Genomic DNA, 21,236 nt, shown 5'->3' with positions numbered 1-21,236 from the left:
TTGCTAAGCGAACAGCATAGAGTTCGCTTTGCCGTATTTCTGCGTTTTTTGCAGAAATTAAGGCAGTGATGCATGCTCTTTGCCAGTAGGCTCATAGCGTAAGGCAATCCCCCAGCGCCGAAGCGGGTTTAAACAGCAGCATGATTTTCGCAATTCATACATGACAAGTTGTCAAAAACCGATTTTGGTGCAGACCCTTTTTATTACCTAAAAAAACCTCTCCCGCAGTGCAGGAGAGGTTCGTAAATAAATATTTTATCAGGTGAATAAATCGCTGGATAAATAACGTTCGCCCGAATCAGGCGCGATACAGACAACTGTATCTTCTGTGGTTAAACGCTTGGCTACCTGTAAGGCTGCAAAAAGAGAAGCACCTCCGGACGGGCCGAGAAGCACACCTTCCTGTCTCGCAAAATCCCTAACCGTTTGATACGCTTCGTCGTCTTCAATCCGGAAGATTTCATCATAAACATCTGTATTTAGAACAGGAGGGATAAAGCCGGGACTGGTGCCGACAAGTTTATGCTTACCCGGCTGTCCGCCGGATAATACAGGCGATCCTGCAGGCTCTACAACATGAACAGTAATATCGGGATCATGCTGTCTCAGCGATTCCCCGGTTCCCGTCACTGTTCCTCCTGTCCCTGATGTACAGACGAATGCTGTCAGTTTACGATGAATGGATTGGATTGATTCAATAATTTCTACAGCTGTCGTATGCCGGTGACTGTCGGGATTCGCTTCATTTTCAAACTGCATCGGGATAAAACTATTATCAATTGAAGCTGCGATTTCATTTGCTTTAGCGATGGCACCCGGCATGCGCTCCTTACTTGGCGTTAATACCACTTCTGCACCATATGCTCTCATCAGTCGGATCCGCTCAATCGTTGAATTGTCCGGCATAACGAAAATCGCAGGATAGCCTTTGGCTGCCGCGTTCATTGCGAGTCCAATGCCTGTATTACCTGAAGTGGGCTCTATAATTGTCGCGCCGGGTTTCAGTTCGCCGCTTTTCTCCGCTTCTGCAAGCATTTGATAGGCAGCCCGGTCTTTGACACTGCGGCTCGGATTGAAATATTCTAGTTTCACATAGACTGCCGCCCCGTTTGGATCGCCGAGCGTTCGGACTTTCACTAACGGCGTGTCTCCTATTAATTCTGCCACACTATTTACAACTTTCATGCCGCACACCTTCTTTTTCAGTAATGAAAACAGTATAGCAAAGTCCATCATATAATTCCTGGTTAATCAATCAGCTTTATAAGTTTAAGTAGATGATTTAATTTGCTGATCACGCGGCAGTGCCAGACCGACAAGGCCGATAAACGGCAGGAATGAAGTGATAATCATCGTTTGATAGACACCGATTACATCCATTAACGAACCGATGGCAACTGCCCCGACAGCTCCCATGCCGAACGCCAGGCCTACAGTTAACCCCGCCATCGTGCCAATTTTCGACGGCACCAGTTCCTGAGCGTAAATAACGGTGACAGAGAAACTGAGCATGATGAAAAATCCAATGACAAGCAGCAGCAAAATGATTGCCCATAACGGAGCGTACGGCAGCAGCAGACAAAGCGGAAGCGGCACAATCAATGACAGCACGATGACTTTCTTGCGACCGATTTTATCCGCCATCGGCCCCCCAAAGAATGTACCGGCGGCGCCTAATGCCAGGAATAAGAAAATATACAACTGGCCGTGTTTAATCGAAAGGCCGTAATTCTCCATCAAATGAAAGATATAAAAGCTGGTAATATTCGTGACATAGAATGAACGGGCAAAAATGATGACCATTAATAGAATGAGTGCTGTTACCACTTGATTCTTTGTCAGGTTTTCCATCGTCGTCAACAAAACTTTCTTTCTCTTGCCTGAACGCTCCTCATCGAGCTGTCTTTTATACCATAAGGAAATTCTGGTTAAGAGCGCGATTCCTGCTGCAGCGACTAATACGAAGACAGCGGCACCGATTTGTCCGAGCGGCACAAGTACAAATGCACTAATGAGCGGTGCCAATGCCTGTCCGGAATTTCCGCCTACTTGATAAATAGACTGCGACAGACCACGTTTATTCCCTGCTGCTAAAAATGACACTCGGGAACCTTCAGGATGGAATACGGCGGAACCGAATCCAAGCAGCATCACAGAAATAATAATAAGCCAATAATTCGGTGCTAACGCGAGTCCCGCCATGCCAACCAATGAAAATGTCATACCGATAGGCAAAGCGAATGGTTTCGGCTTGCGGTCACTGAAATAACCGATCACAGGCTGCAGTAAACAAGCCACAATATTTAATGCAAATGCAATGAATCCTAATTGTCTAAAGGAAAAATCATGCGCTTCCTTTAGGATAGGCAGCATTGCCGGGATGACTGCTTGCAGCGTGTCATTAAATAAATGACAGATCCCGATTGCAATCATAATCGGGAATACCGGATTGTCAGCCGCCGCAGACGTTTGAGAGTTTTTCATAAAGATTATTCACACCTTATCTACTTATCAATTTCCGGTGAAAGTGGCAGGCATGACAACCCCAAACACTTCACCGGCCGCACATAATTCCTCGCCTGCATATATTTCTACATCCACTTTCCACTTCTTCGGATGAATTTCTGTGACGCGTCCGACGGCTTTTAACAGTTGTCCCTGCGGAGTCGGTTTGCTATATGTAATCTGAAGAGATGCCGTAACAAACCTTGGCGGAACTGCTTCATCCTCGGGCTCATGGCCATTTTTACGATGCAGTGCCAATGCACAGGAACCGGTACCGTGACAATCCATGAAGGAAGCGAGAAACCCGCCATATACAAATCCCGGAATCGCTGTATACTTTTCAGCGGGCAGTGTATAGGTCACTGTTTGTTCCCCTTCCCAGCCAGTCCGAAATTGATTTCCTTTTTCATTTAAACGTCCGCATCCATAGCACCACGAAAAATCATCCGGATATTTATCCTGAATTGCGTATGTTACCATCTCTTTCATTAAAAGCCCTCCCTTTCACTGAATTATCTCTATTATACATTTCGAAAATTGAAATATCGAGTAGAACAAAGGAATCTTCCTCTTTTCACTAGAAAGCCGTGCGTATTGGGGCACATGCATTCATATACTATGACGAAACACAGAATATGCAAAAGGAGGTATTCCCCATGAAAATTCGCGCTGCTTTACTGACGATATTGGTGGCAGCCGGCTTCTATGTAATGATTCAAACCGTCAACGAATCTAACATCCACCCGATGGATTTGCTTAACTCCGAAACAGACGGAAGTGCTTTTTCTTCCATTACAATTCGCCAGCCGGGACTGCATGATCAGCCGCCGGTTACATGGAAAGTTGATCAAACGCATGAGATCGACAGGCTGCTGCAGTTTTTAGAAGCATATGATTATGAGCGGATCGATCCGGATACTCTGCAGTTATTTGATGACCAGCCGCATTTTACGATTGATCTACATGATGATGCCGGAAACCGCATGACGATTTTAATTGAAGAAGGCATTCTTATCCATAACGACCAGTTGTACTATGAGGTCGTCAACGGACCGCTTCAAGTCGATTGGCTAATGGAATTCATTTTGACTAATAAACCATAATTTTGTACTGCAGGCCGCTTCTGTATTATACTATTTATTAATTCGGCAACCGAATAATCGAACTGTGGGAGTGGTCTTTTTGGTGAAAAGCTTACCTGAACGCGCGCAAGTAAACGAGCAGGAAACATGGAATCTGCAATCATTATTTAAAGATGAACCTGCCTATGAGCTGGCAGTGAAAGAAGCGGAAACAGAAGCGGATGCAATTGCAAAGAACTATAAAGGAACGATTACGGACATTTCTACAGCAGTCAGTGCGCTGGACGCCTATCGAAGTCTGCAAGAAAAATTGGTCAAAATCGGCAGCTATGCTGAATTGGCTGCCAGTGTGGATTTAATGAATGACGATGCACAGATGCGGGAAAGCAAATTCAGTTCAATTGCTGCGAAAATCGGCAGTCAGACTTCGTTCGTCATGAGTGAACTGTCCGGCCTGCCGGTGGAAACACTGCAGCAGGCAAGCGAACAGTCAGCGGAATATGCCGTATTGTTCAAGAAAATTATACAAGAAAAACCGCATCAGCTGCATCCCGAAGTAGAAAAGACACTGGCTGCTTTCTCGTCTGCATTCCAGGCACCGTACGCTTTATATAACACAACCAAGATGGCGGATATTCATTTCCCGAATTTCACAGCCAACGGAAATGAGTACCCCCTCAGCTATGTTTCATTTGAAGGAGTATGGGAATCAGAGCCTGATACGGTAAAGAGACGTGCCGCTTTTCAGGCGTTCTCCAGCAAATTACGCGAGTATCAGCATACGACCGCTAAAACGTACGACATGCATGTGCAGATAGAGAAAACGACAGCTGATCTTCGGGGCCACGATTCTGTCATTGATTATTTATTAATGAATCAAGATGCAGACCGGGCGATGTATAACCGTCAAATCGATGTGATCACGGAAGAACTGGCTCCTCATATGCGCAGATATGCGAAACTTCTTCAGAAGATATATGGTCTTGAAGAAATGACGTTTGCAGATTTGAAAATGCCGGTAGATCCTCTGTATGAACCATCGATTACAGTGGAAGAATCCAAGCAGTATATGAATGATGCGCTCGCGGTGATGGGAGAAGAATATCTTGATATGGTGAACCGCGCCTACTCAGACCGCTGGATTGATTTCGCGCAGAACGAAGGAAAATCCACCGGTGCATTTTGTGCGAGTCCGTACGGCTGTGATTCGTTCATTTTGATTTCATGGACGGGCAGTATGGAAGACGTGTTTGTACTAGCTCACGAACTGGGTCACGCAGGACACTTCTATCATGCCAACCGTGAACAGAATTTATTTAATTCCGAGTCGTCACTGTATTTCATTGAAGCTCCTTCTACAATGAATGAAATGCTGATGGCCAATCATCTGCTGAAAAATTCAGATGATCCTAAATTCAAACGGTGGGTACTGGCATCCATCGTTTCCCGGACGTATTACCATAACTTCGTGACACATTTATTGGAGGCGGCTTTTCAGCGTGAAGTTTATGAGCTCGTGGACACGGGAGGTAATGTCAATGCAACGATTTTGAATCAGCTGAAACGCAAGGTGTTGGAGAAGTTCTGGGGTGACACGGTTACGCTCAATGAAGGGGCAGAACTGACATGGATGCGCCAGCCGCATTATTACATGGGTCTCTATCCTTACACATACAGTGCTGGTTTAACGATTTCAACCGAAATGGCCAAGCGCGTGTTAAATGAAGGGGAGCCAGCCGTAAAGGAATGGCTGAATGTCTTAAAAGCAGGCGGTTCCAAAAAGCCCGCTGAATTAGCAAAAATGGCCGGTATTGATATTACGACTGACAAACCTTTACGCGACACAATTTCCTATATTGGCAGTTTGATTGATCAGATTGAACAGCTGACAGAAGAAATAGACGCACAATAAAAGGAAAACGCATCTGCACAAATTTGGCAGATGCGTTTTTTTATTTCATTAGATTACTGACAATTTCATACGAACGAAGACGATCTTCATGATTGAAGATGCCGGAACTGATGATTAATTCATCAGCTTTTGTCATCTCGACAAATTCCTCCAGTTTGCGTTTCACAGTATCCGGACCACCGATAATGACAGACGGCGCTTCACTTTGCTGCGCGACAGCCGCTTGTTCATACTGAGACCATACCGCATCAATATTTTCAATCGGCGGTGAGAACTGGGCCATTTTATTTTGACGGATATTCAGGAACTGCTGCTGCATCGATGTTGCCAAATATGCGGCTTTTTCGTCAGTCTCAGCCGCAATCAAATTGATTCCCATCATGGCATGCGGTTGTTGCAAATCTTTTGAAGGACGGAAATTTTGGTGATACAGCTGAAGAGCCTGCATCATATAAGCCGGCGCAAAATGACTGGCGAATGAAAATGGCAGACCCAGCTGTGCGGAAAGCTGTGCACTGAAACCACTGGAACCAAGGAGCCAGATTGGAATATTCTGGCCGGCACCCGGGAATGCTCTTACGCGATCAGTTGGATTCCCTGCAAAATAAGTACGCAGTTCTTCCAGCTGCTGAGGGAAATCTTCCCCGTTGCTCTGTAATGTGCGGCGCAGTGCGTAAGCTGTCGCCTGGTCACTGCCCGGTGCACGACCTAATCCAAGGTCAATTCGTCCTGGATACATTGCATCCAGTGTACCGAACTGTTCAGCGATAACGAGCGGTGCGTGGTTTGGCAGCATGATACCGCCTGATCCTACACGAATCTTCTTCGTTGCTCCCGCTACATGTCCGATGATTACGGATGTTGCTGAACTGGCAACCCCCGGCATATTATGATGCTCTGCCAGCCAATAGCGGTTATAACCCCAATCCTCTGCATGCCGGGCAAGATCTGCACTATTTTTAAATGATTGACCTGCATCACTGCCTTCATTGATCATCGCCAGATCCAAAATGGACAGAGGGATGCCGTTGTATTTCTTTGCTTGTTCCCTAATCATTTCCTTCACTCCTCATGACAGCAGCCATTTCATAAAAATGGCTCGATTTTATTTGAATTATTTTTATTGGACTAGATTTTGCAAGACCAGTTTTCTTAAGAACTAATGATCTTCAGCAAACTTACTATTTGTAAGCTTATCAATTTACTTTCTTTAAGTAAAATCTTTTGTTTCAGTGTAAATATAAAAGCACCATCTGCCCCATATCAGGAAAATGGTGCCGACTATCATTCTTCTGTTACTGTCACGCCGGTCTCATCATATTTGCCGTAAGCCGCATGATAAGTCGGTCCGACACCCGCTTTACATGTCAATGAATGCCGGATCCCCGCCGTGATGAACTTCTTCGCCTCCATCACTGCCTCCAAAACAGACTCTCCTTTAGCCAGGCCGGCTGCAATTGCAGCCGAGTAACTGCACCCCGCACCATTTGTATGAATGGTATCGATACGCGGAGCGGCAAGCAAATAATACTTCATTCCGTCATACAGTACATCTACTGCCGGGCCTTCCAGCCGTCCGCCTTTTACCAATACATATTCAGGACCTAATTTTTTCAGTCTGCACGCTGCCTCTTTTAGGTCTTCAACAGAATTCAGTTTCATTCCATCCAGTAAATAAGAGGCTTCCGGCATATTGGGTGTAATGATTGTGGCTAGCGGGATTAAAAGGTTCTTCATCGATTCCATGGCATCTTCCTTCAATAAAGCAGAACCCATCTTGCCGATCATCACAGGATCCACTACTATATTCTCTATCTCCGAATTCCCGATCCATTCAGCCATATGGTCAATGATCTCTTTTGTAAACAGCATTCCGGTCTTCAGGGCATCAGCGCCTATGTCTTCTTCAATAGTTACCAGCTGTGCTTCAATCGCGTCCCAGCCCAGAGGGAAAATCCCTTGGCCTGTCCGGGGATTTCTCGCCACAATAGCAGTCACCGCCGTAGTGCCAAAAACATCGAACTCTTGAAATGTCTTCAGGTCTGCCTGGATGCCCGCTCCTCCGCGGGCAGCAGAACCGGCGATTGTCAATGCACGTTTAATATTCATTTGTACCTCTCCTTAATTTAAAACAGGTACCCCTCTGTAACGGGATACCTGCCTCTCCATTATATTCTGAACTGTTGAATCATTTCTTGCAAATCAATTGCTTTTTTGCTGAGATCATTCGCTACCGCATTTATTTCCTGAACAGTTGCCATTTGTTCTTCCATTGCCGCTGACGTCTGCTCTGTTTGTTCTGATGCAGAAACAGAACGTAAGGCGATGTCTGATACAGAAGCAGATACTTCTTCTGCACTCGCGGAAATTTCTTCTGTCGCTGCTGAAATCTCTTCAATCTCCTCATTCATTTTCCGAATTGCCATGACAATCGTCTGGAAAGCCCGTTCTGCATCATCGATTACATCTACGCCTTGAGATGCATTGCCCAGACTTTCTTGTACGGATACTTCTACCTCCTGTGTATCTTTCTGTATAGCCGATGTTAATCCGACGATCTGACTTGCAGATTTTTTTGATTCCTCGGCAAGCTTACGAACCTCGTCTGCCACTACCGCAAACCCTTTTCCATGTTCTCCGGCACGCGCTGCTTCGATTGCCGCATTCAATGCCAATAAATTGGTCTGTTCTGTAATGCCCGTAATGACATTCGTGATTTTCTCGATTTCTGCAGATTGCCGGCTCAGCCGCTTAATCATTTCATTCGTTTTGGAAGAAGAACTGTGGATGAGCGCCATCTGATTCTTTGCGGTCTGCATCGTTTTTTCGCTTTCGCTGCCTAGCTTCATCGCGTCCTCGGCACTGTCATGCAAATTAACCGTAGATTCTGCGATTCGCTGCAAGCCTTTAGCGGTTCCTTCCATTGCAAGGGAACTTTCACGAGCGGAAACTGATGACACTTGGGCTCCTGTAGAGATAGTTTCCACAGCACGCGAAACTTCTTCAGAAGAATCCGACACTTCATTCGTACTTGCCGAAAGCTCTTCAGCAGAGGCAGTCAAATGGTGTGCATTATCATGAACATCCCCTATTACTGTCCGAAGATTATGCCTCATTCGGTTAAATGACTCAGATAAATCATGTAGCTCATCTTTCGTTTCAACAATGATATCCTGTCCCGTTAAATCACCAGAGGCAATAACTGCCGATGCATCCGTAACGCGTCGCAGCGGTCGGGTAATCATGCGTGTAATGTAAACGGAAATCGCTGCCCCTGCCAGCAATACAATCGTGCTTACCAGGATTAATCCAAGCTTAGCAGAATTTGAAGTTTGAGCTGTCTCCTTCATCTCTTCTTTCAGACTTGTATATTGTAGATTGATCATCTGATCCATTGCGTCAAGGATTTGAGTAGTCAACGGCCGCATAGTTTCTTCCAATACAATCGTTGCCTGTCCAGTCTGTCCCGCTTTTTTTAAATCAATTACTCGAACTGCCGCATCCGTAAAGTCTTTTGATAACAATGCAAGTTCATCAATAAACTCTTTTGACCCGTCCGCTGGCATCAAAGCCTGAAGATCTGTGATAGAACGTTCAACTACTTCGTTATGTTCAATAAAAGAAGTTGCATCTTCTTCTTTCCCTCGCAAAATGAATGAACGGATGTAAGTTCCAGACATCCCGATTTCTGTTTTGACTACTTGAGCCTTCATCGTTTGAGCTACACTGCCATTCATCATCTTATTAAAACTGCTTTCTATTTTACTCAGCTCATAATGACTCCAGCCAGAAGATGCTAAGACTATTAACAGAATGATACCAAAGCCCATATAAAGTTTTTTACCGATCGACATTGCTCTTTCCTCCATTTAATCGAATGAGTTACGCAGTGATTACCTACATAATTCATTCGTGAAATCGTACCGTCCATCTATTCTATTTCCAAGTACATTATCGTCAAAAGAAGCAGATTTATAATAGTAAGGAATAAAGTTCATTTTTTCTAAATTAACAAACAAAACACCTGCCTCCTAATATATCTTATTTTAACGATTAGTCATTTAGGACTAAAATGACTTTCTTTTATTTCAGGTAAATTGCTCATATAAGAGGTCACCCGATTTTTTCCTGAAAATGTTTAGTTTTCTAGAAGAAAGGAAGGAAAAGAGTAGAGTATCAATAGGTAAGGAGGAAGAAATACATGGATAATCTGCAAGGTGAAAATCGGTCTTATTGGAAAGCGAGCACGCATGCTGTGAGTTATTCAAAGCTTGCAAAAGATGAAGTTGCTGACGTGGCAGTGATTGGCGGTGGAATCTCGGGTATTTTGACAGCCTATTACCTGGCAAAAGAGGGACTGTCTGTTGTGCTGCTAGAAGCAAAAGAACTGATAGGAGGGACAACTGGCGGAACAACAGCCAAGCTAACTTCGCAGCACCAAACTATTTACCACGATATGATTCAGCGGGATGGCAAAGATATTGCCAAACAATACTATCAAGCGAATCAGGATGGCAGGAAGCTGATTGAATCAATTGTGAATACACATAATATCAGATGTGACTTCAGAAAAATGGATGCTTATGTTTTTTCTCAGAGCGGCAGCCAAACGAAAAACTTGAAAAATGAAGAAACAGCCTATAAAGAGCTTGATATAGACGGGGAGCTGACTGACAGCACGCCGCTTGATTTAAAAGTAGCATGTGCTCTCGTCATGAGAGATCAAGCGGAATTTCATCCGATAAAGTTTTTGCATGGCGTGTTACGTGAATTCGAGACAATGGGCGGAAAAGTATATCAGCACACACGCTATATGGATGCTGAGCAAAATGGAGAACAATTAACTATAACAACAGATACCCCTTTTACAGTAAGCTGTCAGAAAGTTGTCCTGGCCACACTCTTTCCTGTTGAGGATCCACATTCCTTTTATTCGAATACGTTAAAGCCCTTCACTTCGCATCTTACTGCATTTGAGAGTGAGCACGCTTTTGATAAAGGCATGTATATTAGCGATGATGATCCGAAACGGACGTTCCGAGGAGCCGAAGATAGTGAGAAACATATGTTGATTGTCGGCGGGGAGACCCATCCGACAGGCGATGGAAGTTCGACTTATGAACATTATGAATCTATCCGCCAATTTGCAGAGAATGAATTCGGGCTGACGAAGATGCTTGGGTACTGGTCAGAACATGATCTAGTTTCACCGGACCGCCGCCCTTTCATCGGCAGGATAGAAAAAGATGATGAGCAGATGTACGTCATGACAGGCTACAGCAAATGGGGGCTTGCGATTGCCGCCACTGGAGCCAGGCTGATCACTGATCTGATTTTAGGGAAAGATAACCCGTATGAACAGCTTCTCTGCCCGCAGCGAGAACTGTCTGAAAGCGAAAAAGAAAAGGCTGAACAATCAGCCAGCTCGATCTCTATACAAGCAAAGACCTTAAAGCCCGGGCAGGCAAAACGGTTTGAGCTGGACGGAAATCCTGCAGGAATGTATAAAGACAGAAATGAAACTACCCATTATCTCGATTTAACCTGTACGCATCTCGGCTGTGAAGTAGCTTGGAATGATGGAGATGAAACATGGGACTGTCCATGTCACGGTTCGATTTTTGATGCTAAAGGCAGCGTCCTTGCAGGTCCTGCAAAACTGCCTTTAAACAATGTGAATCCGTACTGAATAAACGGGACTGTATTAGAAATCATGAGAGATGATTTCTTGGTCAGTCCTTTTTGCTTGGAAGAACGAGAAAGGTGCGGTCTGCGGCTGGTATGGCTCGTTTAGAGCACAGTTTGGTGCGGCATAGCATGCATATGGTGCGGTGCCGAGCTTTTTTGGCTCGCTTCTTGCAGACTTTGGTGCGGTGCGACGTCACTTTGGCGGTTTCGTCAAGCTGCCGATTTTATCGCGCACTAAAAGAGGCTGGGACATAACATGAAAAAAGCGTAAAGGAGTTCAATTCCTTACGCTTTTTGTGTCTCTTTTCAGTAAACACTTTGCGAATCATTAGAGTGGACCGGAGCGGAAAAAGGCCGACTCCTGCGGGATTTAGCGCGAATGTTGAGACTCCGCAGGAGCGCCAGCGACGAGGAGGCTCAAGCGCGCCCCGCGGAAAGCGTGCCTTTTGGAGCGCAGGGGAACGGACTTTATTTTTAGTTTTGTCCCAGCCCCTTGCACATTTCATTATTTAAATTTCACGTTCGGACGCTTGTCTTTATGCAGCGCATTCTGAATAAATTCATCGCTCAGCGGCAAATGTTCTTTCAGCAATTCCGGCGGCGTTTGTGACATCCACTGATTCAATGAAACATCCGAGAAATGCTCACTGCGGAACATTTCCAAGAATTTCAAAGTGGTGTCGCCTGTATTTTGAACATAATGTCCCATCGCAAATGGCACATACCCTACGTCGCCGCCTTGGAAATCGTATGTCCTTGATTTGCCTCCTGAAGCAAATACTGTCATGCGTCCCTGACCTTCCAAATAATATTGCCATTCATCTTCGTTCGGATGCCAATGCATTTCCCTAATACCGCCTGGTTCGAGTTCGACCAACGCAGCTGCCACTGTTTTTGAAACGAGGAAGTTAGTTGAGTCGGCAATACGCACAACCCCTCCTGAAGTTTTCACTGGCTCCACGTCAAATAGTTTAAAACTGAAGGGCTGTTCCACAAATTCATTCGTATCTTTAGGCAAGCCTTGAGCGATCGGACCCGGCACCGCTCCTTGATACATATACAATTCACCGTCAGGAATATGATCAAACTCTTCTTCGGATACGCCAAAATTTGCAGCCAGCACATCTTTTGGCGTACTGGAAAACCAATCTGTTATCGAAAATGTACTATTCTCCGAAAATGCACCGTCATCAAAAGCTAAAATAAATTCCGCCCCTTCGCTCAGCCCTTTGATAGAATGTGGGATGCCAGAGGGAAAATACCAAAGATCTCCTTCTTCCACATCATCGACAAATTCCTTGCCATCCGGTGAAATGGCGGTAATACGAGCTTTTCCTTTGATCATATATGACCACTCTGCTTCTTTATGCCAATGGAGTTCTCGCACTCCGCCAGGTTCCAAATGCATATTTACTCCGGCAATCGTTTTGGCTGCCGGCATTTCCCGAATGGTCACTTCGCGCGACCAGCCGCCACGCTCTACTCTCATATGGGATAATGCATAAGGAAATTTCAAGTTAGGCATCGTTCCGCTGTCTGTCTCAGGAGGCACTAGGATATCAGGATTCTGTCTTGCAATCTCTAGATTTTCAGCACCCCAAATTTCCCCTCCTTTATCATCTTTCATCGGCTGCGGATTTGGCCTTTTTTCCATACTCTCATTATTCATTAATAAATTCTCCTTTCTTTTTCATCAGCGAAAAATGATATCTGTGAAAAGTAATCTCCTATTCTCGTTGTCTTCCATTATTCGCAAATATTGTATCTCACTCTATCTTTCATTACCCTGTTATCTGCACACAAAACTAGAATATTCTGTTTCCTAACTTACCAGAAGGGTAAGAGGTAGATAGGAGATTGATCTAAGACCGTTGTAATCAAAGGCCGGAAAGGAGTGCTTGATGTCATGACATCTAAACCGATGAATCCGATCTATCTCAGTACAGGGCTCACTGCCATTGCCACTTTTCTAATGGGCTTTATCGATGCTTATACTTTTTCTCAACATAACGGTTCTTTCGCAAGCGCTCAGACAGGAAATTTAGTCACATTAAGCGCCAAGTTGTTTTCTGGTGACTTCAAGGAAGCTATGAGTCATGTATGGGTATTCGCCGGTTTCGCGATAGGGGCTTTCATTGGAGAAGCCGTAATTGAGCGATCTAAACATAAAGGTTTGAAAAAGTATATGTACTATTTACTGATCCAAGCGATTTTGCTGTTTATCCTGGCGGTTTTCCAAGGTGTATTCAATGGATCTGTTATGCTGCTGATTTTAGGTCTGCTGGCAGGCTATGAACTGACCGTTTTACGAAAATTCCGTCATACGACTATCAATAACGGAATTATGACGGGCAATACAAAAAATCTAATGAATAATCTCTATCAAGCACTATTTAATAAGGATCGCGATGCAAAAAATGATTGCTATCATCTAGCTTCTATTATTATTATTTTCATGTTGGGGGCAGGAGCCGGAACTTTGATTATCCAATATAATGAAACGCTGAATTTGTGGGTTGCATTTAGCATTGTGTTAATTTCATTCGCTTGGACGACAGTGAGTTTGAAAGCAAAGAAATAGCAACAGCAAAAAACAGGCGCCTTTTTTCTGGCGCCTGCAAGTTCACACCATATAGCCAATATCCGATGCAGCAGTGGGATAAGCAAATGGCAGTTCTTTTAACTCTTGAAGAGACAGCTGAAAACGAATTGCCATCGAGAAATAGTTGATAAGTTCATCTGCTTCCCCTCCCAAAAAATGGGCTCCGAGCACGATATCATTCTCTTCATCGATAATTATCTTATACGCAGCAACTCCTTCATTTGTACGTCTATACGTAAACCACTCTGTCATATTGTCATGGTTAATAACTACTTTCTTCCCCGACTTCTTCGCCTCTTGCTCACTCATACCGACTGATGCCAGCTTGGGAACGGTGAAAACGACTGAAGGGACGACAGGATATTCAGCTTTTTCATGGTTGCCATCGACTAGATTGGTGGCAACAGCATGAGCTTCTTTTACGGCAATAGGTGTTAAAGGCGGCCCATCAGTCGATGATGCATCTCCTGCTGCATATACATGCGGATTGCTTATGCTCTGCATATATTCATTTACACAAACTCCTTGTTTGTCTCGTTCTACATTTCCTTTTTCAAGGTTCATATCAAGCGCAGCCGTGCGCCCTGCTCCGTGGACGACTAAATCAGCAAGCCACTGAGATTCCCTGTCATCCTTCTCCCCTTTTACGATATAGGAACCTCCATCTTTCTCGATCCCGTTCACACCGACTTCCAAATGAACATGCACACCCACTTCTTTCGAATAGTGAATCAGTTGATCGACCAAATCCTGATCAAAGTGCTTCAATGCCTGATCACTTCGATGGAGAATATGCACATCTGAACCAGCTCGTGCTGCAATATGCGCAAATTCGAATGAAATAAAGCCGCCGCCTACAAAAACGATATGTTTTGGCAGCTGATCAAGTTCAAGGAATTCGTCACTAGTCATCATATATTCTTCTCCGTCAAATCCCATCTTCACAGGTTCTGCTCCGGTAGCGATTACGATTTTCTTACCTTTCAGCATATCCGGACCTACTCTCAATTCCGTCTCACTTTCAAAATAGGCTTTCCCATGATAACGATCTATTCCCAGTTTCTTGAACTTTTCCTCTGTATCATCAGGAATCGATTCAGTAAAGGTACGTTTGAAATTCATCAGTTCCGGCCAGTCTATTTTCGAATCTCCTTGAATTCCTTTCCCGTTCATACGTCTATTCCAATCCATTATTTCAGCTGCACCGACCAGTACTTTTTTCGGGTCGCATCCCCGCTGCGAGCATGTACCACCAAACGGGCGGTCGTCTATAATCGCCACACTCCAGCCGGCTTCCCTGCATTTAGCTGCTGGTATGGAGCCAGCCGTCCCTGTTCCGACTACCAGTAAATCATATTCTTTCACCATCTTCTCTCTCCTCCATTCACGCATTTGAAAAATTTCTATTCATTACTGATTTACCCTCTATTCCATCCATCACACTTCGTCAGATCAGGTAATAGTACACGTAACGTATGAGAGGACCATGACATAAACTATAAAGGTAATAATCAATTATATGAAAGAAGGGTTGAGTAAACTGATATCTTCCAATCAACAACACGGAACAGACGCCCAATATGCGGCGGATGTAAATAAAAGTCCATTTTTCAAGAAAGACGACCAAAATTTCATCAATATTCTAAGCACACAACAAATAAATACGCTACAAAATACATCCATGCTGGACATCTTCCTCAGCAAAGACCGCATCATCGAACCTCATTACCATCCGAATGCTTCAGAACTGACTTATTGTGTATCTGGTTCCGTCACAATTTCTATGATGAATCTGCAGACAAAAAAGTTTCAGCACTATCGAATTACATCCGGGCAGGCAGTAAATATCCCGCAAGGATGGTGGCATTACCAAATCGCCCACGCTGAAGACACCCATCTGCAAGGCATTTTTAATGCAGATATACCTGAAGTCGTATTAGGATCTGATATCTTAACCGCCACGCCGGCTGATGTCTTCGCTTATAGTTACGGACTGAATGAAGAGTTATGGAAAAACGCAACGGAAAATATACAGCCTTCCACTATAATCGGCCCTCCGGCAAATCGGAAGACGTAAAAAAGCGGCGGAATATTTTTCCGCCGCTTAAAAATTCTTGTTGATTTCTTCTTCTCATGTAGACAGATACTCAGAGACCTTTTCCAGCATACCGCTTATTCACTTCCATTATATTAGACTTCTCCTCTCTCACACTTTATCCTAATAGATACCAACCTGTTCTTGAAAATAAAAACCCCTGCCCTCAGTTGAGGAATACATGACAAGATCATCCAAGGAGGAATCGATGATGAAAATAGGAATTATTGGAGCAAACGGAAAAGCGGGAAGTCTCATCATGAACGAAGCGCTGGAACGCGGTCATGAAGTGACGGCCATTGTGAGAAACCCGGAGAAATTGCAAAATGACAACGTAACGATCATCCAAAAAGATATCTTTGATTTGAAAACAGATGACTTGGACAGTTTCGATGTCGTGGTCAATGCTTTTAATGCCAAATTCGGCGAGGAATATTTACATACGACATCTGGTGAGGTCTTGATTCGCGAATTAAGAGGCTTGCCGAATACGCGGCTCGTTGTTGTGGGCAGCGGCGGCAGTCTGTTCTCTGACGAAAAACGCGATGAACGCATTTATGAAACAGCGGGCTTCCCGCAGCAGTTCATAGATACGGCTCTGCAGATGCAGAAAAACTTAGAGGACTTGGAGAATACAGATGATGTAAATTGGGTATATATCAGCCCTTCCGGTTTATTTGATGCAGAAGGAAAACGAACTCAGAAATATGAAACAGGCACCGACATTGTGCTGACCAATTCGACGGGAGAATCCTACACGAGCTACGCAGACTTTGCAGTTGCTCTGATGGATGAAGTGGAATATCCCAAACATCATAATGAAAGGTTTGCAGTTATTTCTGAATCGGAGTAGGTAAAAAAAGTTACTATATGCTCCATGTATACTAATGGTTTCAGCACATGGGGAGAAAACGTTAAAAGTATAGCCCATGGGGAAGCAATTCGCACATAAATTTATGCCCCTTGCTAATTATGTTGTGGAAACGCTTGTTAATTGGTAGCTGAAATATTTACCTTAAAAAGAATATTGAAGGAGAAAAGGCGCTTTATGCAAAATAGGCGATAAGAGGACGGCTTGTTCAACCAAATGGAGGCAGATTGTTGAATAACATGTTTTACAAGGTAGAGCAACATCCACTAATAAAACTTGGAGGTGTAAAAAATATGAAACAACTGGGGACGCTATACTTCTTCTGTGGAAAAATGGGCGCAGGAAAATCAACTAAATCAAAACAAATGGCAATAGATAAACATGCGGTACTATTATCTGAGGACGAATGGCTTTCATCTCTTTATCCTAATCAAATCGAATCATTTGATGACTATCTGAAATTTTCAGCGCAGATTAAGCCGCTGGTGAGAAAGCATATACAAAATATATTAAGCGTTGGTACAGACGTAGTGATGGATTTTCCAGCTAACACTCAAAAGCAGCGAAAGTGGTTTTTGGATATGGTGTCAGATGTCAATGCAAGCCATCAACTAATTTTCCTTAATCTAACTAACGAGCAATGCTTACGTCAAATTGCACAAAGGCGTAATGAACAACCCGAAAGAGCAGATTTTGATACGGAAGCAGTGTTTACCCATGTCACTAACTTTTTTGAAGTACCAGAAGCATCCGAGGGTTTAAATATGTTAGAGTTTAGTGAAAAAGAATAACGTGGAGTTCAACACAACATTGTGATACCTTTCAACAAAAGGGCGCAGTTAATGAATAAGTTTAAAGTAGACGCTTAGTTGTTTGGAGCGGAAGACGGCCGATTCCGGGAGGATCAAGCGAAACAAGTGAAACACCCAGCGAGCGAAGCGAGGGCTGTTGTTCACCGCACGCCTATCGGAACGCGTGCCGTCTGGAGCGCAAATCAACGAGTTTTATACACTATACCAGATTCGGGTACGAAGCTAATTTATAATAGGAAACATGGTATGTAAAACAACGTACAGACGTAATAATCTGTGCGTTGTTTCTTGCTTTTTCTACCGTAAATCTTGGATAAAACATATGTTTAATCAATTGTTATTTGACTTGCTACTGATGATTTTCTCTCTATCAACCGAACCCATTACTTGCATACACACCATTTTTATTTTCGCTTTAAAAACCAGTTGGCCAATTCGCTAAACGCCGCTCGCTCCTGCCACCGTTTTTCGCACAGGCAAAGTCCAATGACTGACAGATGAATTTTCGAGTGTCCTTCGGATCAATAACATCATCGAGATAATGACTCGCCGCTGCTTTATAAGGCGAACTGTCAAATGCCCAATTCTCCAGCAGCTTTTTTCTCTCTTCTTTCGGATCATCTGCTTTTTCCAACTGTCTGCCATAGACCACATTGATTCCGACTTCCGGACCCGTGAAGTTAATCTCCGCTGTCGGCCACGCCACCACAAAATCCGCACCCATCGTCGGACCGCACATATTACCGTAGGCTGCCCCGATACTCTTTCGTATGATAACAGAAATTTTAGGCACAGTCGATTGTGCCAGCGCTTGATTCCACACCATGATCTTCGTTGGAATTTTTTCTTTTTCAGCTTGTGTACTGATTCGGAATCCGGGCGTATCATGCAGGAATATGAGAGGAATATGGAAAGAATCACAGAGGCAAATGAAATCGGTTGCCTTCTCGCATTCATCGGGACCTGCAGCCCCGGCAAATTTATTCGGCTGATTGGCTATGATGCCAACAGCTCGACCATTCATATGCGTCAGAACGGTAATCAGCGCCTGCCCATAGCCTGCCTTATATTCCATATATTCTCCATCATCCACTAGATCCTGAATGATTTGCTTCATGTCATAGACCCGGTTCGACAGCTGCGGAAGAATGGACAGCACACGATCTGCCATACGTTCTGGACTGTCTTCTGTTTCTTTAAGCGGTGGCAGTTCGGAACTGTTTGAAGGCATATACCCGAAAAATCTCTTCATCTGCTCGATGCACTCGTCCGCGGACTCAGCTGCCGCATCTGTTTGACCAGTTTGGCGGGTATGTACTTCCGTTCCGCCAAGTTCTTCCTTAGAAACGGTCTGCCCATTGGCAATTTCCAACATACGCGGACCTGCAACCGCCAGACACGTTCCTTTTACTTGCGTCACAAAATCGGATGATACCGCAATCCATGTAGGGCCTCCAAAACTATCTCCTAAGATTCCTGTTATCATCGGGACTTCACGGCCAAGCGTAAGAAGTTCTTGAGGAAATAGCTTGGTGCTGATTCCGTCTGAGCCCATCCCGTCCGGCATCCTCAATCCGCCGCCTTCATTCAAATTGAACATAGGCAGACCGCGCTTAATCGCATACTCCATCAACGCTTTAGACTTTCGGAGATGAACCGTCCCTTCCGTCCCTGCAAACACTGTTTGATCCCCGGCTTGAATCACCGCATGCCGGCCATTAATTTTCCCTAAGCCGCCGATCAACCCGTCGCCTGCACTTTTACCTTCAGACCCCATTTGATCGGAATGATTCAGCATGCCTAATTCCATGAATGTGCCTTCGTCAACAAGCAGATCGACACGCTCTCTTGCAGTATAGCGTCCTGCCTGCCGCTGCATTTCCAGCTTATCTACCCCTCCGCTGTTCAAAGCCTGTTGTTTTCTTCGTTTCAGATCTTCAACAGACTGAAGCACTTCGTTTTCAACTGGTTTTTGCGTCATTGCCGATCACCTTCCTCTTTCAGCAGCCTTCGTAAGATTTTTCCTGAGCTTGTGGTTGGCAGTTCCTCGATAAATTCCACTTCTCGTGGATATTTATAGGCAGCCATATTTTCTTTAGCCCAGTCAATTATTTCTTGGGGTTCGATTTTACCTTTAAATTCCTGTTTCAATATAATGAATGCTTTCACATTTTCTCCTCTTTTTGTGTCCGGTACACCTATTGCAACTGACTGCGAGACTGCAGAATGATTGCTGAGCAAAGCTTCCACATCATCAGGGAAAACGCTGTAGCCAGAACACTTGATGAGCTCTTTAATGCGCCCCAAATAATATAAATATCCTTCTTCATCCAATTTTCCGAAGTCACCCGTGTGCAGCCATCCTTCTCGCAATGTTTCTTCCGTTGCTTCCGGCCTGTTGAGATAACCTGTAAAAACACCAGGTCCCCTTATGATCACTTCACCTTCTTTGCCTGCAGGCATCTCTTCTCCAGTAGCTGGGTCGATAATCTTAATTTCTGTTTCATTGACTGCGATTCCGCAGCTTCCATACTTGACGTTCTCCTGCGGCATAAATGTATCTCCAGTATGGGTTTCACTCAATCCATAAGCGGCTTCGTACATCGGACAGCCTTTTGTCACGGCTTTCCACTGATCTGCCAGCTCTTTTGTCACTTGCAGACCAAAACTGGTCGACAGATTTTTCTTCAAGGAGGAAAAATCCCGTTTTTCTACACCTGGCAGTTGCATGATGGCCCAGTTCATGATCGCAATGCTGTACCAAGTGGTTACTCTATATTTTTCAATCGCCAAGACGGTTGCTGCTGGATCGAATCTCGTCATTAAAATCGTCTGGCATGCATGGTAAACAGGGATATTGACGCCCATCAGCATACCGGCAATATGACTGAGCGGCGCAATCGACAGCAATGTCTCCTCTTGCATCATTTCATTACCTGCAACTGCAGCCGCAGTTTTGTATAAAGCATTTCCATGAGTAAGCATGGCACCTTTTGGCCTGCCCGTCGTACCCGATGTGAAGACCAGCAGAGCCACATCTTCCCAAATATTCGTCGGCGGATAACTCGCAAGCGGTTCATTCTCCTGAATGATGGAAATAAAATCAAACGTTCCATCAGCGCGTTCTTTCGGCAGATTGTATTCTTGCGGGAATGGCAGGTCAGGCTGCGCAGGAACATAATCGATATAGTTCGTCGTAATTTTGCAATGGAGACCCGGCACCTCATCCGCTATCTTTTCAATGCGGCTGTAAATTTCCTGTCCAGCAATAATCCCTTTAATATCCGCCTCCTGAATCAAATAAACCAGCTCTGCTTCCCGATACATCGGATTTAAAGGGACTACGATACCGCCCATTCGCTGAATCGCGTAATGGCCGATAATATATTGTGGACAATTTTGCATAAACAGCGCAATGCGTTCTCCCTTAACGAAATTTTGAGTAACAAAGAACTGAGCCAGTCGGTCTATTTGATCATCGAGCTCTTGCCAGCTGATCGCATTGCCGTAAAACTGAAAGGCTGTTTTTTCTGACTGCTCCTGCGCGTTGTGCTTCACATATTCATGGAGTGGAATCTCTCCAAGACGATAGGTTAATTTTTCGGGTACCGTGGATGGCCAATAAGGTCGCACTGTTTTCTGCATAGAATTCTCCCCTTTATTCATTAA

At 44.4% G+C, this 21,236-nt stretch carries 17 protein-coding genes; 7 read left to right on the top strand and 10 right to left on the bottom strand.

Features of this window, described 5'->3' with window-relative positions; genetic code table 11:
* Positions 1–258: 258 nt before the first annotated feature.
* From cysK to NCCP2331_RS04390, 3 genes are all read right to left on the bottom strand, one after another.
* The gene (gene cysK / locus NCCP2331_RS04400) at positions 259–1,185 is read right to left on the bottom strand and encodes a cysteine synthase A (protein WP_153721924.1); all 927 of its coding nucleotides are present in this window, start codon (positions 1,183–1,185) and stop codon (positions 259–261) included.
* An 84-nt stretch (positions 1,186–1,269) separates the two neighbouring features.
* Positions 1,270–2,484 (bottom strand): MFS transporter, encoded by a 1,215-nt coding sequence (locus tag NCCP2331_RS04395; RefSeq protein WP_251668815.1) that lies wholly within the window; start codon positions 2,482–2,484, stop codon positions 1,270–1,272.
* 27 nt (positions 2,485–2,511) lie between these two features.
* Positions 2,512–2,994: a PaaI family thioesterase gene (locus NCCP2331_RS04390; protein ID WP_251668813.1), complete on the bottom strand. Its 483-nt coding sequence runs from the start codon at positions 2,992–2,994 to the stop codon at positions 2,512–2,514.
* A 167-nt stretch (positions 2,995–3,161) separates the two neighbouring features.
* On the opposite strand from NCCP2331_RS04390, the gene NCCP2331_RS04385 reads away from it, so the two are divergent.
* Together NCCP2331_RS04385 and pepF are read left to right on the top strand one after the other, a co-directional pair.
* Positions 3,162–3,608 (top strand): hypothetical protein, encoded by a 447-nt coding sequence (locus NCCP2331_RS04385; RefSeq protein ID WP_153721921.1) that lies wholly within the window; start codon positions 3,162–3,164, stop codon positions 3,606–3,608.
* A 79-nt stretch (positions 3,609–3,687) separates the two neighbouring features.
* The gene (pepF, locus tag NCCP2331_RS04380) at positions 3,688–5,499 is read left to right on the top strand and encodes an oligoendopeptidase F (RefSeq protein WP_251668811.1); all 1,812 of its coding nucleotides are present in this window, start codon (positions 3,688–3,690) and stop codon (positions 5,497–5,499) included.
* Between the two features lie 40 nt (positions 5,500–5,539).
* Here the strand turns inward: pepF and NCCP2331_RS04375 are convergent, their stop codons facing one another.
* The 3 genes from NCCP2331_RS04375 to NCCP2331_RS04365 form a co-directional block, all read right to left on the bottom strand.
* A complete protein-coding gene (locus NCCP2331_RS04375) occupies positions 5,540–6,556 on the bottom strand; it encodes an LLM class flavin-dependent oxidoreductase (protein ID WP_251668809.1) in 1,017 nt (338 codons plus the stop codon).
* 227 nt (positions 6,557–6,783) lie between these two features.
* Positions 6,784–7,608, bottom strand: a complete 825-nt coding sequence (gene thiD, locus NCCP2331_RS04370; RefSeq protein WP_251668807.1) for a bifunctional hydroxymethylpyrimidine kinase/phosphomethylpyrimidine kinase — start codon at positions 7,606–7,608, stop codon at positions 6,784–6,786.
* Between the two features lie 59 nt (positions 7,609–7,667).
* Positions 7,668–9,353 (bottom strand): methyl-accepting chemotaxis protein, encoded by a 1,686-nt coding sequence (locus NCCP2331_RS04365; protein ID WP_251668805.1) that lies wholly within the window; start codon positions 9,351–9,353, stop codon positions 7,668–7,670.
* Positions 9,354–9,700: 347 nt separating this feature from the next.
* Here NCCP2331_RS04365 and NCCP2331_RS04360 point away from each other — a divergent pair, with 347 nt between their 5' ends.
* Positions 9,701–11,188, top strand: coding sequence for an FAD-dependent oxidoreductase (locus NCCP2331_RS04360; protein ID WP_251668803.1), 1,488 nt, complete (start codon positions 9,701–9,703; stop codon positions 11,186–11,188).
* Between the two features lie 504 nt (positions 11,189–11,692).
* Here the strand turns inward: NCCP2331_RS04360 and NCCP2331_RS04355 are convergent.
* Positions 11,693–12,841 carry an oxalate decarboxylase family bicupin gene (locus NCCP2331_RS04355; protein ID WP_251668918.1) on the bottom strand — a complete coding sequence of 383 codons (1,149 nt, stop codon included), beginning with the start codon at positions 12,839–12,841 and terminating at the stop codon, positions 11,693–11,695.
* Between the two features lie 252 nt (positions 12,842–13,093).
* Between NCCP2331_RS04355 and NCCP2331_RS04350 the strand changes: the two genes are divergently transcribed.
* Entirely contained in the window at positions 13,094–13,768 is a 675-nt protein-coding gene (locus NCCP2331_RS04350; protein WP_251668801.1) for a YoaK family protein, read from the top strand.
* Positions 13,769–13,810: 42 nt separating this feature from the next.
* Here NCCP2331_RS04350 and NCCP2331_RS04345 read toward each other — a convergent pair whose 3' ends face one another.
* On the bottom strand, positions 13,811–15,157 hold the full coding sequence (locus NCCP2331_RS04345; protein WP_251668799.1) for a dihydrolipoyl dehydrogenase family protein: 1,347 nt from the start codon (positions 15,155–15,157) through the stop codon (positions 13,811–13,813).
* Between the two features lie 163 nt (positions 15,158–15,320).
* On the opposite strand from NCCP2331_RS04345, the gene NCCP2331_RS04340 reads away from it, so the two are divergent.
* The 3 genes from NCCP2331_RS04340 to NCCP2331_RS04330 all read left to right on the top strand — a co-directional run bounded on the left by NCCP2331_RS04340 (position 15,321) and on the right by NCCP2331_RS04330 (position 17,546).
* Positions 15,321–15,866 carry a cupin domain-containing protein gene (locus NCCP2331_RS04340; protein WP_251668797.1) on the top strand — a complete coding sequence of 182 codons (546 nt, stop codon included), beginning with the start codon at positions 15,321–15,323 and terminating at the stop codon, positions 15,864–15,866.
* Positions 15,867–16,095: 229 nt separating this feature from the next.
* On the top strand, positions 16,096–16,737 hold the full coding sequence (locus tag NCCP2331_RS04335; RefSeq protein WP_251668916.1) for an NAD(P)-dependent oxidoreductase: 642 nt from the start codon (positions 16,096–16,098) through the stop codon (positions 16,735–16,737).
* Between the two features lie 311 nt (positions 16,738–17,048).
* Positions 17,049–17,546: a P-loop nucleotide/nucleoside kinase family protein gene (locus tag NCCP2331_RS04330; RefSeq protein WP_251668914.1), complete on the top strand. Its 498-nt coding sequence runs from the start codon at positions 17,049–17,051 to the stop codon at positions 17,544–17,546.
* A 436-nt stretch (positions 17,547–17,982) separates the two neighbouring features.
* On the opposite strand, the gene NCCP2331_RS04325 is transcribed toward NCCP2331_RS04330, so the two are convergent.
* Both NCCP2331_RS04325 and NCCP2331_RS04320 read right to left on the bottom strand, forming a co-directional pair.
* Entirely contained in the window at positions 17,983–19,548 is a 1,566-nt protein-coding gene (locus NCCP2331_RS04325; RefSeq protein WP_251668795.1) for an acyl-CoA carboxylase subunit beta, read from the bottom strand.
* A complete protein-coding gene (locus NCCP2331_RS04320) occupies positions 19,545–21,212 on the bottom strand; it encodes an AMP-binding protein (protein WP_251668793.1) in 1,668 nt (555 codons plus the stop codon). The genes NCCP2331_RS04325 and NCCP2331_RS04320 overlap by 4 nt, the downstream gene beginning before the upstream one ends.
* Positions 21,213–21,236 lie beyond the last annotated feature (24 nt).

The sequence above is a fragment of the Sporosarcina sp. NCCP-2331 genome (genome assembly GCF_023707945.1).
In the GTDB taxonomy this organism is placed as follows: domain Bacteria; phylum Bacillota; class Bacilli; order Bacillales_A; family Planococcaceae; genus Sporosarcina; species Sporosarcina cascadiensis.
Note: the sequence above shows the minus strand (reverse complement) of the source record. Positions and strands in the feature narration are given on the sequence as shown.

Coding starts and splice junctions, on each gene's coding strand:
- NCCP2331_RS04355 (WP_251668918.1), bottom strand. CDS start 12,841: ATGGAAAAAAGGCCAAATCCGCAGCCGATGAAAGATGATAAAGGAGGG.
- NCCP2331_RS04345 (WP_251668799.1), bottom strand. CDS start 15,157: ATGGTGAAAGAATATGATTTACTGGTAGTCGGAACAGGGACGGCTGGC.
- NCCP2331_RS04375 (WP_251668809.1), bottom strand. CDS start 6,556: ATGATTAGGGAACAAGCAAAGAAATACAACGGCATCCCTCTGTCCATT.
- NCCP2331_RS04330 (WP_251668914.1), top strand. CDS start 17,049: ATGAAACAACTGGGGACGCTATACTTCTTCTGTGGAAAAATGGGCGCA.
- NCCP2331_RS04390 (WP_251668813.1), bottom strand. CDS start 2,994: ATGAAAGAGATGGTAACATACGCAATTCAGGATAAATATCCGGATGAT.
- cysK (WP_153721924.1), bottom strand. CDS start 1,185: ATGAAAGTTGTAAATAGTGTGGCAGAATTAATAGGAGACACGCCGTTA.
- thiD (WP_251668807.1), bottom strand. CDS start 7,608: ATGAATATTAAACGTGCATTGACAATCGCCGGTTCTGCTGCCCGCGGA.
- NCCP2331_RS04320 (WP_251668793.1), bottom strand. CDS start 21,212: ATGCAGAAAACAGTGCGACCTTATTGGCCATCCACGGTACCCGAAAAA.
- NCCP2331_RS04395 (WP_251668815.1), bottom strand. CDS start 2,484: ATGAAAAACTCTCAAACGTCTGCGGCGGCTGACAATCCGGTATTCCCG.
- NCCP2331_RS04385 (WP_153721921.1), top strand. CDS start 3,162: ATGAAAATTCGCGCTGCTTTACTGACGATATTGGTGGCAGCCGGCTTC.
- NCCP2331_RS04325 (WP_251668795.1), bottom strand. CDS start 19,548: ATGACGCAAAAACCAGTTGAAAACGAAGTGCTTCAGTCTGTTGAAGAT.
- NCCP2331_RS04365 (WP_251668805.1), bottom strand. CDS start 9,353: ATGTCGATCGGTAAAAAACTTTATATGGGCTTTGGTATCATTCTGTTA.
- NCCP2331_RS04335 (WP_251668916.1), top strand. CDS start 16,096: ATGAAAATAGGAATTATTGGAGCAAACGGAAAAGCGGGAAGTCTCATC.
- NCCP2331_RS04350 (WP_251668801.1), top strand. CDS start 13,094: ATGACATCTAAACCGATGAATCCGATCTATCTCAGTACAGGGCTCACT.
- NCCP2331_RS04360 (WP_251668803.1), top strand. CDS start 9,701: ATGGATAATCTGCAAGGTGAAAATCGGTCTTATTGGAAAGCGAGCACG.